This window comes from Streptomyces sp. NPDC101219, from assembly GCF_044767675.1.
Taxonomy (GTDB): Bacteria; Actinomycetota; Actinomycetes; order Streptomycetales; family Streptomycetaceae; genus Streptomyces.
This window is the reverse complement of record NZ_JBIWOK010000006.1, coordinates 305,199-319,159: the sequence shown is the minus strand read 5'-3', so window position 1 is coordinate 319,159 and position 13,961 is coordinate 305,199. Positions and strand designations below refer to the sequence as shown.

The following is a 13,961-nucleotide window of genomic DNA, read 5'->3' as shown; positions in this document are numbered from 1 at the left end:
TTTCTTCGCGGGCCGGTGGGGGTGCGCCACCGGACGACTGGGGGTGTGGAGTGGGACGCTCAGTGCTGCTCGGCGAGCGCGCCCTGGATGTAGGTCACGGCCAGCAGGACGAACACGTAGGCCTGCAGGGCCTGGATGAAGAGCTCGAAAGCGGTCATCACGAGCACCATCAGGAACGACACGCTGGCGTAGGCGATCCCGATGCCGTTCAGCAGGTACCAGCTGGCGATGGTGAACAGCACGATCAGGATGTGACCCGCGAACATGTTCGCGAAGAGTCGCACGGCGTGCGTGAAGGGGCGCACGAGCAGGTTCGAGAAGGCCTCGATCAGCATGACGACCGGGAGGGCGGCGCCGAGAGACTTGTCGTAACCGGTGAAGTTCTTCAGGGCGCCGACGAAGCCGTGCTTCTTGAAGGTCAGCGAGACCCAGACCCCGTAGACGACCAGGGCGAGTGCCGCCGGGTAGGCGATGATCGAGGTCACCGGGAACTGGGCGAGCGGGATGATCGACCAGAGGTTCATCATCCACACGAAGAAGAACAGGGCGACGATGAACGGGACGTACTTCTCGCCCTGACGCTTGCCCATGGTCTCGTAGACGACGCCCCGGCGGACGAAGTCGTACCCCGCCTCGGCGACCATCTGCAGCTTGCCGGGAACGACCCTGGGCCGGCGGAAGGCCGCCCAGAAGAAGAGGATCACGACGAGCGAGCCGATCAGCGCCAGCAACATCACCTTGTTGAAGTACAGGTTGCTGTCGCCGTCGCCCCAGAGGGGCTCGAAGACGAACGAGTGCAGCCCGGGAGACGGGAAGCCACAGCCGTCGAAGATGTGGCAGTCGGTCTCGAAGGCGAGCACCTGCGTCGGGTCAGCACTCACCGCGGGCTCCTTCGGCGTGACGCATGGATTGGGCAACCTCGTGGTGTCTGCGCGGCACGAGGCCGCGGATCGGCACGGGACTGGTGTAACGGATGTGGGGGCGGCCGGGGGGCATCACGCCTCGCGTTGCGGCAGGCGTCATCTCGGATGCCCGCGCCCGCGATGCCGCAGTTGGCACCGGACGATAGCAGGGTCCCGCATGCGCCTTTATCGCGGCCCTACGCCTCACGACGGACGCCCCTGCGCTTCCTTCTTCTGCTCACTCACCGTCGAATCCGGTTCCACGTAGAGGAACTTGGCCTTCATGTGCGCCCGGGCCTGCGCGGCGACCCAGGTGAGGGTGCAGACGAGCAGAGTGAGAGCGAAGACCTTCGGGTGGAACAGCGTCGTGTTCTTGAAGAGCGCGATGAAGATGAACATCAGCAGGATCTGCGCCATGTACATCATCAGTCCCATGGCCTGGAACAGATGAGGCAGCGACTTGGCGGTCCACTGCATGACGTAGAGCCCCACCCCCATGAGGAGGAGCACGAGCAGGGTGCCGACGACGCCGCCGATGGCACCCTGGCCACCCTGGACGGCGGCGCCGACCGCGACGGCGACAGCGCCGACCGCAGCGGTGGGCACGGCAGCCTGGATCAGGATCCGGACGTCGTTGGACGGCATGGCGGCAGCTCCGCTTTCAGGGGGCAAGGGGTGTCGTCATGGACGAGCGTAGTCCCCCGGACGGGATGGAAATTCCTCGCACCGAGCGGGCCGTCGCACTGCGGCCCGGCGGCTCTGTCCGGGGACTCGTGAACGCTATCACAAACTATTTGATGCAGTCTTTACCCGATGAGCGTGCTCGGCGTCACACACATGGTCCAACCTCGCGTGTTCCAGCGACGTTGCCACCGATCTGTCTGGTATTGCGCGGGTTTACACGCCCAAGGGGCACCCAACGGAGCCCCATCGGTCTCCCACGACTTGGCAATGCTCTAGCCGAATTCTTACCTTGCCCGTTACCGGGCCGTGGGTGCCGAGCGGGCGTCGGTGCCGGACGGGGTGCGGCGCTCGCCCAGACGTGCGCGGTGGCCCACGGCGGTCGCGCCGTTGACTCCGGCCACACCGGCCGCGACGGGCTCCCGGTCCCCGTCCCCGGCCTCCGCGGCCCGCAGGGCGCCCGTGGCGGCCGCCGGCGCACCCGCCGACGCGGCGCGGCGGCGCCGGTAGCGCGGCGGGACGAAGGCCTCCATCCAGCGCGGGGTGCGCGGGGTGAAGCGCGGCAGCAGGAGCAGGATGAGACCGATGGCGCTGAGGAACACCACGCTCAGCACGATCCACATCGACGCCGAGTTGACGGAGTAGGCCAGCGCGCCGAAGGCGATCAGCGCCGACCAGAAGTACATGATCAGCACCGCCCGGCTGTGCGAGTGGCCGATCTCCAGCAGCCGGTGGTGCAAGTGCCCCCGGTCCGCCGCGAACGGCGACTGGCCGCGCCAGGTGCGCCGCACGATCGCCAGGATCAGGTCGGCCGCGGGCACCGCGATGATGGTCAGCGGCAGCAGCAGCGGGATGTACACCGGCACCGTCTGGTGCACGGCCTCCTTCTCCGAACCGACGTACAGGTTGAGGGCGTCGGGGTCCACCTGTCCCGTGACGGAGATCGCACCGGCGGCGAGCACCAGCCCGATGAGCATCGAACCGGAGTCGCCCATGAAGATCCGCGCGGGATGCATGTTGTGGGGCAGGAAGCCCAGGCACATGCCCATCAGGATCGCCGAGAACAGCGTCGCCGGGGCCGCGGCCTCGATGCCGTACGAGTACCAGATGCGGTAGGCGTACAGGAAGAACGCCGCCGCCGCGATGCAGACCATGCCGGCCGCGAGACCGTCGAGCCCGTCCACGAAGTTGACCGCGTTGATGGTGATGACGACCAGCGCCACCGTCAGCAGGGTGCCCTGCCACTGGGTGAGCGCGACCGAGCCGACGCCGGGGACGGGCAGCCACAGGATCGTCAGACCCTGCATGACCATCACACCGGCGGCGATCATCTGGCCGCCCAGCTTGATCAGGGCGTCGATCTCGAACTTGTCGTCCAGCACCCCGATCAGCCAGATCAGGGCGGCCCCGGAGAGCAGGGCCCGCGGCTCGTTGGACTTCTCGAAGAGCTGGTTGAGGTTGGTGAGATGGTCGGCGACCAGCAGACCGGCGCACAGCCCGAAGAACATCGCGATCCCGCCGAGCCGCGGAGTGGGTTCCCGGTGCACGTCCCGGGCCCGGATCTCCGGCATCGCCCCGGCCACGATCGCGAACTTGCGTACCGGCCCGGTCAGCAGGTACGTCACCGCGGCCGTGACACAGAGCGTCAGCAGGTATTCACGCACGGGCTTCCCCACAGGTCTCGCTGGCCATCACAGCCCCACACCCTAGCGAGGCGCGCATATGGGTGGGGACTTCCGGGTAGCGACGATGGTTGCACGTACGGCTGTGCATCCCGTGCGCCTGCCCGGCGGCCCGGCCCTCAGCGCGCCCTCAGTGCGGGTACGGCGGAAAGGCCGCGGCCAGTTCCCGTACGTCCTCGCGGGCCCGCGCCGGGTCCGTGCCACCGCGCAGCACGCTCGCCAGCAGTCCCGCCACGAGGGACATCTCCCGCGTGCCCATGCCCTGGGTGGTGACCGCGGCCGTGCCCAGGCGCAGCCCGCGGTCGTCGGCGTGCGGCAGCGCACAGCAGTCCAGCACCAGACCGGCCGCCGCGAGCCGGCCGCGGGCCTCGCGGCCGCCGACGCCCAGCGGGGCCGGGTCGACGGTGATCAGGTGGGTGTCCGTGCCGCCGGTGGTGACGACCAGGCCCTCGGCGGCCAGGGCGGCGGCCAGCGCCCGCGCGTTGGCGACGACCTGGTGCGCGTACACCGTGTAGGCCGGGGTGGCGGCCTCCCCGAAGGCGACGGCTTTGGCGGCGACGGTGTGCATCTGGGCGCCGCCCTGGGTGAAGGGGAACACCGCACGGTCCACGCGCTCGGCCAGGTCCGCGCCGCACAGCAGCATCCCGCCGCGCGGACCGCGCAGCACCTTGTGCGTGGTGGCGCACACGACGTCCGCGTACGGCACGGGGTTCGGGGCCGCTCCCCCGGCGACCAGGCCGATGGGGTGCGCGGCGTCGGCGATGAGGTGGGCGCCCACCTCGTCGGCGACCTCGCGGAAGAAGCCGTAGTCGATGTGGCGCGGGTAGGCGATGGAGCCGCACACGATCGCCTTGGGCCGGTGGGCGAGGGCGAGGGCGCGGACCTGGTCGTGGTCGATGAGGCCGCTCTCCGCGTCCACGCCGTAGCCGACGAAGCGGAACCAGCGGCCGGAGAAGTTCGCGGGCGAGCCGTGGGTGAGGTGGCCGCCGTGCGGCAGGCCCAGGGCGAGGACGGTGTCGCCTGGGCGCAGCAGGGCGGCGTAGGCGGCCAGCACGGCGGAGGAGCCGGAGTGGGCCTGCACGTTGGCGTGCTCGGCGCCGAACAGCGCCTTGGCGCGCTCCACGGCGAGGCGCTCGGCGGCGTCCGCGTACGAGCAGCCGCCGTGGTGCCGGGCTCCCGGGTAGCCCTCGGCGTACTTGTTGGCCAGCGGCGAGCCGAGCGCGGCCAGCACCGCGGGCGAGGTGAAGTTCTCGGCGGCGATCAGCTGGAGCGTGGTCTGCTGCCGCTCGCTCTCCCCCCGCAGGATGTCGGCGAGCTCGGGGTCCTGCCGGCGCAGGACATCGGCCTCGAGGGCAGGGCTGACCGTCATGGTGGACTCCCGGACGTCGACGCTGACGTAGCACCAATGTAGGCCGGGCTCTCCGCAACCGCGCGGCTGCGGCACCCTCGCGGGGCGAACGGGTACCGGCACTGCGGTACGCCCCGGTGAGCACGGTGGTGCCCGGGCGGCCGGCCGGTGGGGCGGTCAGGCCGGCGCCGGCGCTGGGGGCAGTCGGCCGCTGGGGGCGGTCGCCCGCTGGGGGCGGTCAGGCCCGCGCCGGCACCCCCGTCAGCGCCGTCACCACCGGGTCCAGGGCCTCGTGTATCTCGTCGCCGATGGAGCGGAAGAACGTCAGCGGGGCCCCGTAGGGGTCGTAGACCTCGTCCGCCTCGGCCGTGGGCGCCAGCAGCCAGCCGCGGAGGGCCGCGGCGGCGCGGACCAGGGCGCGGGCGCGCATGACCAGGCCCTCGTCGAGCGGGGGCAGCGTCGCCGGGTCGATGGCGTTCACCAGGCGGGTGAACTCTTTCAGGGTGAAGGTGCGCAGCCCCGCCGAGTGGCCCATGGAGATGACCTGGGCGCGGTGGTCGCGGGTCGCGGTCAGCACCAGATCGGCGCGGATGACGTGCTCGTCGAGCAGTTCACGGCCCACGAAGCCGGACGCGTCCGCGCCGAAGTCGCCCAGCACCGTCTCGGCGTGGGTCTCCATGGGCGCGCCCTCGTGGCCCCAGGTGCCGGCGCTCTCCACGATCAGCCCGCCGCCCAGGATGCCCAGCCGCTGGCTCACGAAATGCCGGGTCAGCCGCTCGGTGATGGGTGAGCGGCACACGTTGCCGGTGCTGACGTGGAGGATGCGGAAGGTGTCGCGCGGGAAGCCGAAGGTCGACGTCACTTCCGCGCTGCGTTCCCCGTTGCCTATGCCACGCCCCGCCTCAGGGGCTGTCAATTCGCCACCTCGAGGTCTGGTACGACCTTGCGCAGCTCGTCCGGCGAGAGGGCGCCCTCGCGCAGCAGCACGGGCACGGGGCGGGTGACGTCGACGATCGAGGACGGGACGATGCCCGGGGTGGGCCCGCCGTCGAGGTAGACGGAGACGGCGTCGCCGAGCATCTCCTGGGCGGCGTCGCAGTTCTCGGGGGCCGGGTGGCCGGTGAGGTTCGCCGACGACACGGCCATCGGGCCGACCTCGGTGAGCAGTTCGATGGCGACGGGGTGCAGCGGCATGCGCACGGCGACCGTGCCCCGGGTGTCGCCGAGGTCCCACTGGAGGGACGGCTGATGGCGGGCGACCAGAGTCAGCGCGCCCGGCCAGAAGGCGTCGACGAGTTCCCAGGCCTGCTCGGAGAAGTCGGTGACGAGCCCGTGCAGCGTGTTCGGGGAGCCGATGAGGACGGGGGTGGGCATGTTCCGGCCGCGGCCCTTGGCCTCCAGCAGGTCGCCGACCGCCTCGGCGGTGAAGGCGTCCGCGCCGATGCCGTACACGGTGTCCGTGGGCAGCACCACGAGCTCGCCACGACGTACCGCCGATGCGGCCTCGCGCAGACCGGTCGCGCGGTCGGTCACGTCGTTGGTGTCGTATCGCCGGGCCATGGGGCGGGCCTCCTCGTACACATGCTGCTGGGAAGTGGAGTCTGCGGGCCGCTCACGGCAGTGCCTTGCGCGCGGTGGCGAACCGGGGGCGGTTGTTCAGGTCGGGGTGGTCGGCGGCGTCCGTCCAGCCGCGGTCCTCGGCGAAGATCCACGGCACCTGGCCGCCCTGGGTGTCCGCGTGCTCGACGACGACCACGCCGCCGGGGCGCAGCAGCCGGTGCGCGGTGCGTTCCAGGCCGCGGATCAGGTCCAGGCCGTCCTCGCCGGAGAAGAGGGCCAGCCCGGGGTCGTAGTCGCGGGCCTCGGGGGCGACGTACTCCCACTCGGTGAGCGGGATGTAGGGCGGGTTGGAGATGACCAGGTCGACCTGGCCGTCGAGGTCGGGGAACGCGGTCAGGGCGTCGCCCTGGCGCAGGTCGACCCTGGAGCCCTCCATGTTGCGGCGGGTCCAGCGCAGCGCGTCCTCGGAGAGCTCCACGGCGTGCACGCGCGAGCGCGGCACCTCCTGGGCGAGGGCGAGCGCGATGGCGCCCGAGCCGGTGCACAGGTCGACGATGCACGGCTCGACGACGTCCATCGCGCGGACGGCGTCTATGGCCCAGCCGACGACCGACTCGGTCTCCGGGCGCGGCACGAACACCCCGGGGCCGACCTGGAGTTCCAGGTAGCGGAAGTAGGCGTGGCCGGTGATGTGCTGGAGCGGTTCGCGCGCCTCGCGGCGGGCGATGACCTCCCAGTACCGGGCGTCGAAGTCGGAGTCGGGCACGTTGTGCAGCTCGCCGCGCTTGACGCCGTGCACGAACGCGGCGAGTTCCTCCGCGTCGGTACGCGGCGAGGGCACGCCGGCGTCGGCGAGCCGCTGGGTGGCCTGGGCCACCTCGGCGAGCAGCAGGTTCACTGGTCCTCCGGACGTGGGTACGGGGCTTACGCGGCGGCCAGCTTGGCGGCCGAGTCCGCGTCGACGCAGGCCTGGATCACCGCGGCGAGGTCGCCGTCCAGAACCTGGTCCAGGTTGTACGCCTTGAAGCCGACGCGGTGGTCCGAGATGCGGTTCTCCGGGTAGTTGTAGGTCCGGATCTTCTCGGAGCGGTCGACGGTGCGGACCTGGCTGCGGCGGGCGTCGGCAGCCTCCCGCTCGGCTTCCTCCTGGGCCATGGCGAGCAGCCTGGAGCGCAGGATACGCAGGGCCTGCTCCTTGTTCTGCAGCTGGCTCTTCTCGTTCTGGCAGGAGGCGACGACTCCGGTCGGGATGTGCGTGATCCGCACGGCGGAGTCGGTGGTGTTCACGGACTGCCCGCCGGGCCCGGAGGAGCGGTAGACGTCGACGCGCAGGTCGTTGGGGTTGATCTCGACGTCGATCTCCTCCGCCTCGGGCGTGACCAGGACGCCCGCCGCGGAGGTGTGGATGCGGCCCTGCGACTCGGTGGCGGGCACCCGCTGCACGCGGTGCACCCCGCCCTCGTACTTCAGGCGGGCCCACACGCCCTGGCCGGGTTCGATCTGGCCGCGGGCCTTCACGGCGACCTGGACGTCCTTGTAGCCGCCCAGCTCGGACTCGGTGGCGTCGATGATCTCGGTCTTCCAGCCGACGCGCTCGGCGTAGCGCAGGTACATGCGCAGCAGGTCGCCGGCGAACAGGGCGGACTCGTCGCCGCCCGCGCCCGCCTTGATCTCGAGGATGACGTCCTTGTCGTCGCTGGGGTCGCGCGGGACGAGGAGCAGGCGGAGCTTCTCGGTGAGCTCCTCGCGCTGCTGCTCCATCTCCTTGACCTCGGCGGCGAAGTCGGGGTCGTCGGCGGCCAGTTCGCGCGCGGTCTCGATGTCGTCGCCGGTCTGCTTCCAGGAGCGGTACGTGGCGACGATCGGGGTGAGTTCGGCGTAACGCTTGTTCAGCTTGCGCGCGTTGGCCTGGTCGGCGTGGACCGACGGGTCGGCGAGCTTCTTCTCCAGGGTGGCGTGCTCGGCGACGAGTTCCTCGACGGCCTCGAACATCTTGGGCTCCTGCGTGGTGCGTGGGTGAAGGGCGGGCGACCAAAAACGCCGGTCCCGGAGCGCCCCCGGCCGGGGACGCTGCCGTGGACCGGCGAATGGAGGCTCGCTACTTCTTGGAGCCTGCGGAAGCCTTGCCGAAGCGGGCCTCGAAGCGGGCCACACGGCCACCGGTGTCGAGGATCTTCTGCTTACCCGTGTAGAACGGGTGGCACTCGGAGCAGACCTCGGCCCGGATGGTGCCGGACTCGATCGTGCTGCGGGTCGTGAACGACGCACCGCAGGTGCAGCTGACCTGCGTCTCGACGTACTCGGGGTGGATGTCGCGCTTCAAGGTGTCTCCTAGATCCGGGAGGGCGCCGGGTCGCCACCACGGGGTGCGGAAGCGTGAACCGGAGCCGACGTACCAGTCTGCCAGGACTGGGCCCTCCACCCAAAACCGGGGGTGGCCGTTTTTTGTTCCCTCGGGGCGGGTGTTTTCCCGCCGGCGGCCGGCCGGCGGTGGCCCGCCCCGGCCGGGGGCGCGGGCCGGGTGGGCACCGGCGTGGGCACCCTGCGGGCCCTACGGTGCGCTGACGACGTCCTTGGCCTCGCCGGTGGCCGAGTCCTCGGTCGCCTCCTCGGGGATCGCCCGGTCGTTCTTGAGGGCGTCCCAGACGAGGCGGGCCTTGTCCTTCTGGACGAGGACCCGGTTGGGGTTGGCGGGGTCGTACTGCACCGGCATGGTCACCATGTGCATGTTGGCGGGGCTGATGCCCTTCAGGCCGCCCGCGAAGGACATCAGGGAGTTCACCGAGCCCAGGCCGGAGTCGGTGGTGACGGCCTGGGTGGCGGTGTCGGCGAGGTCGTAGAGCTTCTTGGGGTTGGTGAAGACGCCGACCTCCTTGACCTGCTTGACCAGGGCCTTGATGAACGCCTGCTGGAGCTGGATGCGGCCGAGGTCGGAGCCGTCGCCGACGCCGTGCCGGGTGCGGACCAGGCCGAGGGCCTGTTCCCCGTCGAGCCGGTGGGTGCCGGCGTCCAGCTTCAGGTGGCTGTCGGGGTCGTCGATGGGCTTACTGGTGGTGATCTCGACGCCGCCGAGTTCGTCGATGAGCTTCTGGAAGCCGGAGAAGTCGACCTCCAGATAGTGGTCCATGCGCAGGTCGGTGATCTCTTCGACGGTCTTCACCGCGCAGGCGGCGCCGCCGGTGGAGTAGGCCGAGTTGAACATGACGTTCCGGGCGGCGGGGTGGGTGCCGCCGTCGGTGTCGGTGCACTCGGGCCGGTCGATGAGGGTGTCCCGCGGGAGGGAGACCACGCTGGCCTTCTTGTGGCCCTCGTGGACGTGGACGATCATGGCGGTGTCGGAGCGGGCACTGCCGTCGTCGCTGCCGCCGCCGAGGTCCTTGTTGCCTCCGGCGCGGGTGTCGGAGCCGAGGACGAGGATGTTCTCGGAGCCGTTGTCCACCTTGTCGGGCCGGTCCGTGCCGAGCGCCTGGTCGATGTCGACGCTGCTGATGTTGCCGTTGAGCTTGAAGTAGACGTAGCCGAGGCCGGTGCCGCCGAGCACCACGACGGCCGCCGCGGTCCACGCGGCGATCTTCACGCCGGACCGCTTCCCGCGCGGCTTGCGCCGCTTGCCCCTGGCCCGCCGGCGCGGTCCCTCCGCGGCGGACTCCCCCGGTATGCCGGGTCCGGGTGTGCTCTCGGCAGTCATGCGCTCCTCAGCTCTGCTCCGGTCGGGTACCCCCTGCGCGGCGTCGGACATGACCGGTGACGGCCCGTACAACACCCATGGTCGCTCCATGCCTCAGACGGGGAAACCCGGCACAGGGTTGCACGGGGCCCTGTGCCCGGCCGGTGGCCGGCGGGGCGGGTACACGTTCCGCCGAAGAGCGGCGAATGCGCCGCTCACCTGCGTTTTCGGCCATGCATGCCGTACTGATCGAAATCGGCCGCGGCGGACGTCCGTGTGGCGAAGATCTCGCGGGTGGCCTTTCCGGTGCCCTTGTACCGGTACGTCTGCCCCGTGCCGCGGCTTTCGCGCCCGCGGCCCTTCTGCGGCCTCGCGGAGGGTCCCGGAACACGCGAAGTGGCCGCCCTGCGCACAGGACGGCCACTTCGGGTGCTGCTTGATCCGGCGGGGGTCAGTCCCCGTTGCCGGGAGTCGGCGTCGTCTTCTGGATCTGCATCAGGAACTCGGCGTTCGACTTGGTCTGCTTCATCTTGTCCAGCAGCAGCTCGACCGCCTGCTGCTGGTCGAGCGCGTGCAGCACCCGGCGCAGCTTCCAGACGATGGCGAGCTCGTCAGGGGCCAGCAGGATCTCTTCCTTACGGGTGCCGGACGCGTCGACGTCCACCGCGGGGAAGATGCGCTTGTCGGCGAGCTTGCGGTCCAGCTTGAGCTCGGCGTTGCCGGTGCCCTTGAACTCCTCGAAGATGACCTCGTCCATGCGGGACCCGGTGTCCACCAGGGCGGTGGCGAGGATGGTCAGCGAACCGCCGTCCTCGATGTTGCGGGCCGCACCGAAGAAGCGCTTCGGCGGGTACAGGGCCGTGGAGTCGACACCACCGGACAGGATGCGCCCGGAGGCCGGGGCGGCGAGGTTGTACGCACGGCCCAGGCGGGTGATCGAGTCGAGCAGCACGACGACGTCGTGGCCCAGCTCCACCAGGCGCTTGGCACGCTCGATGGCGAGCTCGGCGACCGTGGTGTGGTCCTCGGCCGGGCGGTCGAAGGTCGAGGAGATGACCTCGCCCTTCACCGACCGCTGCATGTCGGTGACCTCTTCCGGACGCTCGTCGACGAGGACGACCATCAGGTGGCACTCGGGGTTGTTGTGGGTGATCGCGTTGGCGATCGCCTGCATGATCATGGTCTTGCCGGTCTTCGGCGGGGCCACGATCAGACCGCGCTGGCCCTTGCCGATCGGCGACACGAGGTCGATGATCCGCGTGGTCAGCACGCCCGGGTCGGTCTCCAGGCGCAGGCGGTCCTGCGGGTAGAGCGGCGTCAGCTTGTTGAACTCCGGGCGGCCGCGGCCGTGTTCGGGCGCCATGCCGTTGACGGAGTCGAGACGGACCAGCGCGTTGAACTTCTCGCGCCGCTCGCCTTCCTTGGGCTGGCGGACCGCGCCGGTGATGTGGTCGCCCTTGCGCAGGCCGTTCTTGCGGACCTGGGCGAGGGAGACGTACACGTCGTTCGGGCCCGGCAGGTAGCCGGAGGTGCGGATGAAGGCGTAGTTGTCGAGGATGTCCAGGATGCCCGCGACGGGGATCAGGACGTCGTCCTCGTTGATCTGCGGCTCCTGCACGTCGTCGCGGCCCCGGCGGCCACGGCGGTCGCGGTAGCGGCCGCGACGGCCACGGCGGCCGCCCTCGAAGTCGTCGTCGTCGTGCTGCTGCCGGTCCTGCCGGCCGCCGCCGCCCTGCTGCTGGTTCTGACGGCCGCCCTGGCCGCCCTGGTTCTGCTGCTGGTCGTCGCCCTTGCCGCGGCCTCCGCGGTCGTTGCCACGGTCACCGCGGTCGTTGCCGCGGTCGCCACGGTCGTTGCCGCGTCCGCGGTCGCGGCGGTCCCGGCGGCGGCCCTCGCCGCCGTCGTGGTCCGACTTGCCGTCGCCCTGCGACGGCTGACCCTGCTGCTGGTTCTGCTGTTGCGACTGCTGGTTCTGCTGCTGCGCCGGGGCGTCGCCCTTCGGCTCGCTCTGCGGCTCGGACCGGGTGTCCGTCTTCGCGTCGGCGGCGACCGTCCCGGTCGCGGCGGCCGGGGCGCCGGCCTCGGCGGTGGCGCGACGCCGGCGGCGCTCGGCGGGCGCCTCGTCGGCGGCCTGCTCGGCGGGGGCGTCGGCCTTCGGGGAGGGCTGGCCCGGGATGTCGATCTGCTGCTGCGCGGCGTCCGCGGCCTTGTCGGCGGGGGCCTCGGCCGGGGCGGCCGCGTCCTTCTCCGCAGCGTCGTCCGTACGGGCACGGGAGGTGGTGCGGCGCTTCGGCTTGGTCTCGGCGGGCGCGTCGGCCTTGGCCGGGGCGCTGCCTCCGGCGGCCTGCGCCTCCTTGATGACCTCGATCAGCTGGCTCTTGCGCATGCGCGCGGTGCCCCTGATGCCGAGGCCGGATGCGACCTGCTGCAGCTCGGCCAGCACCATGCCCTCGAGGCCGGTACCGCGGCGCCGCCGGGAGCCGGCACCGGTGGCAGGCGCGGAAGCGTCCGTGGCGGGCGCGGCAGCGGTCTCCTCGACACGTGCGCCCATCAGATCGGTGGTGTCGCTCACGAAGGGTCCTTCCCTGGAGCGGACGTCGGCCTGTCTGGCTCGGCGACCGGTTGTGCTGTCCGGCTTCGGTTCTTCTTCGAGAACCGTGCCGGGGCGGTGGTCCGCCTCAGCGGCGGAAGAAATTTCTGGTGATGGCGCTACCTCGAGCCGTGGCACCGAGTGACACGTGGCGTGGTTGCACCGGTTCCGGATCGAGCCCGGTGGGCCCTCGGTGTCCGCGTACGACGTACTACTCGCGTACGTAGCAGAGAACACAGTGTGGCTTGGGGAGCTCCCGGAAGAATGTCTGTCCCGAACGGGGACACGAGGCACCTCGCCATGGTGGGGTCGGGTGCAGACTTGAGGTTAACACTACCGGATCCAACAAACATTCCCCCTCTCTTCATCCGGCAACCGTGTCAGGTGGCGAGCGGCAGCACGCTCGCTCCGTGCTGGTCCAGGTGGAGCCGGTTGGCGGCCCAGTCGGGTCCTGCCAGGGCTTCGACCTTGTCGGCGGTCTCCGCGTCGGCCAGCGCCATGACGGTGGGACCGGCGCCCGAGATGACGGCCGGTACGCCGTCCGTCCGCAGGCGTTCCACCAGTGCGGCGCTCTCCGGCATGGCCGGGGCGCGGTACTCCTGGTGCAGGCGGTCCTCGGTGGCGGGCAGCAGCAGCTCGGGGCGCCTGGTCAGGGCCTCGACGAGCAGGGCGGCACGGCCCGCGTTGGCGGCGGCGTCGACGTGCGGGACGGTGCGCGGGAGCAGGCCGCGCGCGGTTTCGGTGAGGACCGGCTTCCCGGGGACGAAGACCACCGGGACGATGGAGGCCGCGGGTTCCATGCGGATCGCGCGGGCGGCGCCGGAGTCCATCCAGGACAGGGTGAACCCGCCGAGCAGGCAGGCCGCGACGTTGTCGGGGTGGCCCTCGATCTCGGTGGCGAGTTCGAGCAGCGCGGTGTCGTCCAGTCTGGCGTCGGCGCCTATGGTCACGGCGCGGGCGGCGACGATCCCGGCGCAGATGGCGGCCGAGGAGGAGCCGAGTCCGCGGCCGTGCGGGATGCGGTTGGCGCACACGATCTCGAGGCCGCGGGGCTGCCCGCCGAGCAGGTCGAACGCGGTGCGCAGGGAGCGTACGAGCAGGTGCCTCTCGTCGCGCGGGAGGGTCTCGCTGCCCTCACCGGCGATGTCGATGTGCAGTCCCGAGTCGGCCACCCGGACGACGACGTCGTCGTAGAGGCCCAGCGCGAGGCCGAGGGCGTCGAAGCCCGGGCCGAGGTTGGCGCTGGTGGCGGGAACGCGCACCCGGACGGCGGCAGCGCGGAAGGCGGGACCGGCCATCGCTCGATGACTCTCCTTGAGCTGCGTGTCTGTCGAATGACATTCGATGACGAACGGAAAACCGATGGGGGGACGCCGCCGACCGGGCTGGCCGGCCGCTTTCCGGGCCGCCCCGGGCCACGGTCCGGACCATGGGGACGACGCTGTACCGCGGCATATGCGGCGGGCGGGTTCAGTACAGCCTATCGAAGGAAGGTTCTGTGTCGACATAGGGCGCACGGGAGGCGCACGAT

At 71.0% G+C, this 13,961-nt stretch carries 12 protein-coding genes; all 12 read right to left on the bottom strand.

Features of this window, described 5'->3' with window-relative positions:
- Positions 1-59: 59 nt before the first annotated feature.
- Positions 60-881 (bottom strand): F0F1 ATP synthase subunit A, encoded by an 822-nt coding sequence (gene atpB / locus ACIRPP_RS14455; RefSeq protein WP_164348381.1) that lies wholly within the window; start codon positions 879-881, stop codon positions 60-62.
- 225 nt (positions 882-1,106) lie between these two features.
- Positions 1,107-1,547 carry a hypothetical protein gene (locus ACIRPP_RS14450; RefSeq protein ID WP_403641815.1) on the bottom strand — a complete coding sequence of 147 codons (441 nt, stop codon included), beginning with the start codon at positions 1,545-1,547 and terminating at the stop codon, positions 1,107-1,109.
- Positions 1,548-1,882: 335 nt separating this feature from the next.
- The gene (locus tag ACIRPP_RS14445) at positions 1,883-3,247 is read right to left on the bottom strand and encodes an MraY family glycosyltransferase (protein ID WP_403641813.1); all 1,365 of its coding nucleotides are present in this window, start codon (positions 3,245-3,247) and stop codon (positions 1,883-1,885) included.
- Positions 3,248-3,395: 148 nt separating this feature from the next.
- Complete coding sequence (glyA, locus tag ACIRPP_RS14440; RefSeq protein ID WP_403641810.1) at positions 3,396-4,634, bottom strand: serine hydroxymethyltransferase; 1,239 nt, start codon at positions 4,632-4,634, stop codon at positions 3,396-3,398.
- 217 nt (positions 4,635-4,851) lie between these two features.
- Positions 4,852-5,529 (bottom strand): protein-tyrosine-phosphatase, encoded by a 678-nt coding sequence (locus ACIRPP_RS14435; RefSeq protein WP_403641807.1) that lies wholly within the window; start codon positions 5,527-5,529, stop codon positions 4,852-4,854.
- Entirely contained in the window at positions 5,526-6,173 is a 648-nt protein-coding gene (locus tag ACIRPP_RS14430; RefSeq protein WP_403641804.1) for an L-threonylcarbamoyladenylate synthase, read from the bottom strand. Before ACIRPP_RS14430 ends, ACIRPP_RS14435 begins: the two co-directional genes overlap by 4 nt.
- A 52-nt stretch (positions 6,174-6,225) precedes the next feature.
- Positions 6,226-7,071, bottom strand: coding sequence for a peptide chain release factor N(5)-glutamine methyltransferase (gene prmC / locus ACIRPP_RS14425; RefSeq protein ID WP_164333638.1), 846 nt, complete (start codon positions 7,069-7,071; stop codon positions 6,226-6,228).
- Between the two features lie 26 nt (positions 7,072-7,097).
- Entirely contained in the window at positions 7,098-8,165 is a 1,068-nt protein-coding gene (gene prfA, locus ACIRPP_RS14420) for a peptide chain release factor 1 (RefSeq protein WP_403641800.1), read from the bottom strand.
- A 106-nt stretch (positions 8,166-8,271) separates the two neighbouring features.
- Positions 8,272-8,496: a 50S ribosomal protein L31 gene (rpmE, locus tag ACIRPP_RS14415; protein WP_003973638.1), complete on the bottom strand. Its 225-nt coding sequence runs from the start codon at positions 8,494-8,496 to the stop codon at positions 8,272-8,274.
- Positions 8,497-8,724: 228 nt separating this feature from the next.
- Positions 8,725-9,861 (bottom strand): LCP family protein, encoded by a 1,137-nt coding sequence (locus tag ACIRPP_RS14410; RefSeq protein WP_403641796.1) that lies wholly within the window; start codon positions 9,859-9,861, stop codon positions 8,725-8,727.
- Positions 9,862-10,291: 430 nt separating this feature from the next.
- Positions 10,292-12,412, bottom strand: a complete 2,121-nt coding sequence (gene rho / locus ACIRPP_RS14405) for a transcription termination factor Rho (RefSeq protein WP_403641793.1) — start codon at positions 12,410-12,412, stop codon at positions 10,292-10,294.
- A 398-nt stretch (positions 12,413-12,810) separates the two neighbouring features.
- Positions 12,811-13,728: a homoserine kinase gene (thrB, locus tag ACIRPP_RS14400; RefSeq protein ID WP_403641791.1), complete on the bottom strand. Its 918-nt coding sequence runs from the start codon at positions 13,726-13,728 to the stop codon at positions 12,811-12,813.
- Between the last annotated feature and the right edge of the window lie 233 nt (positions 13,729-13,961).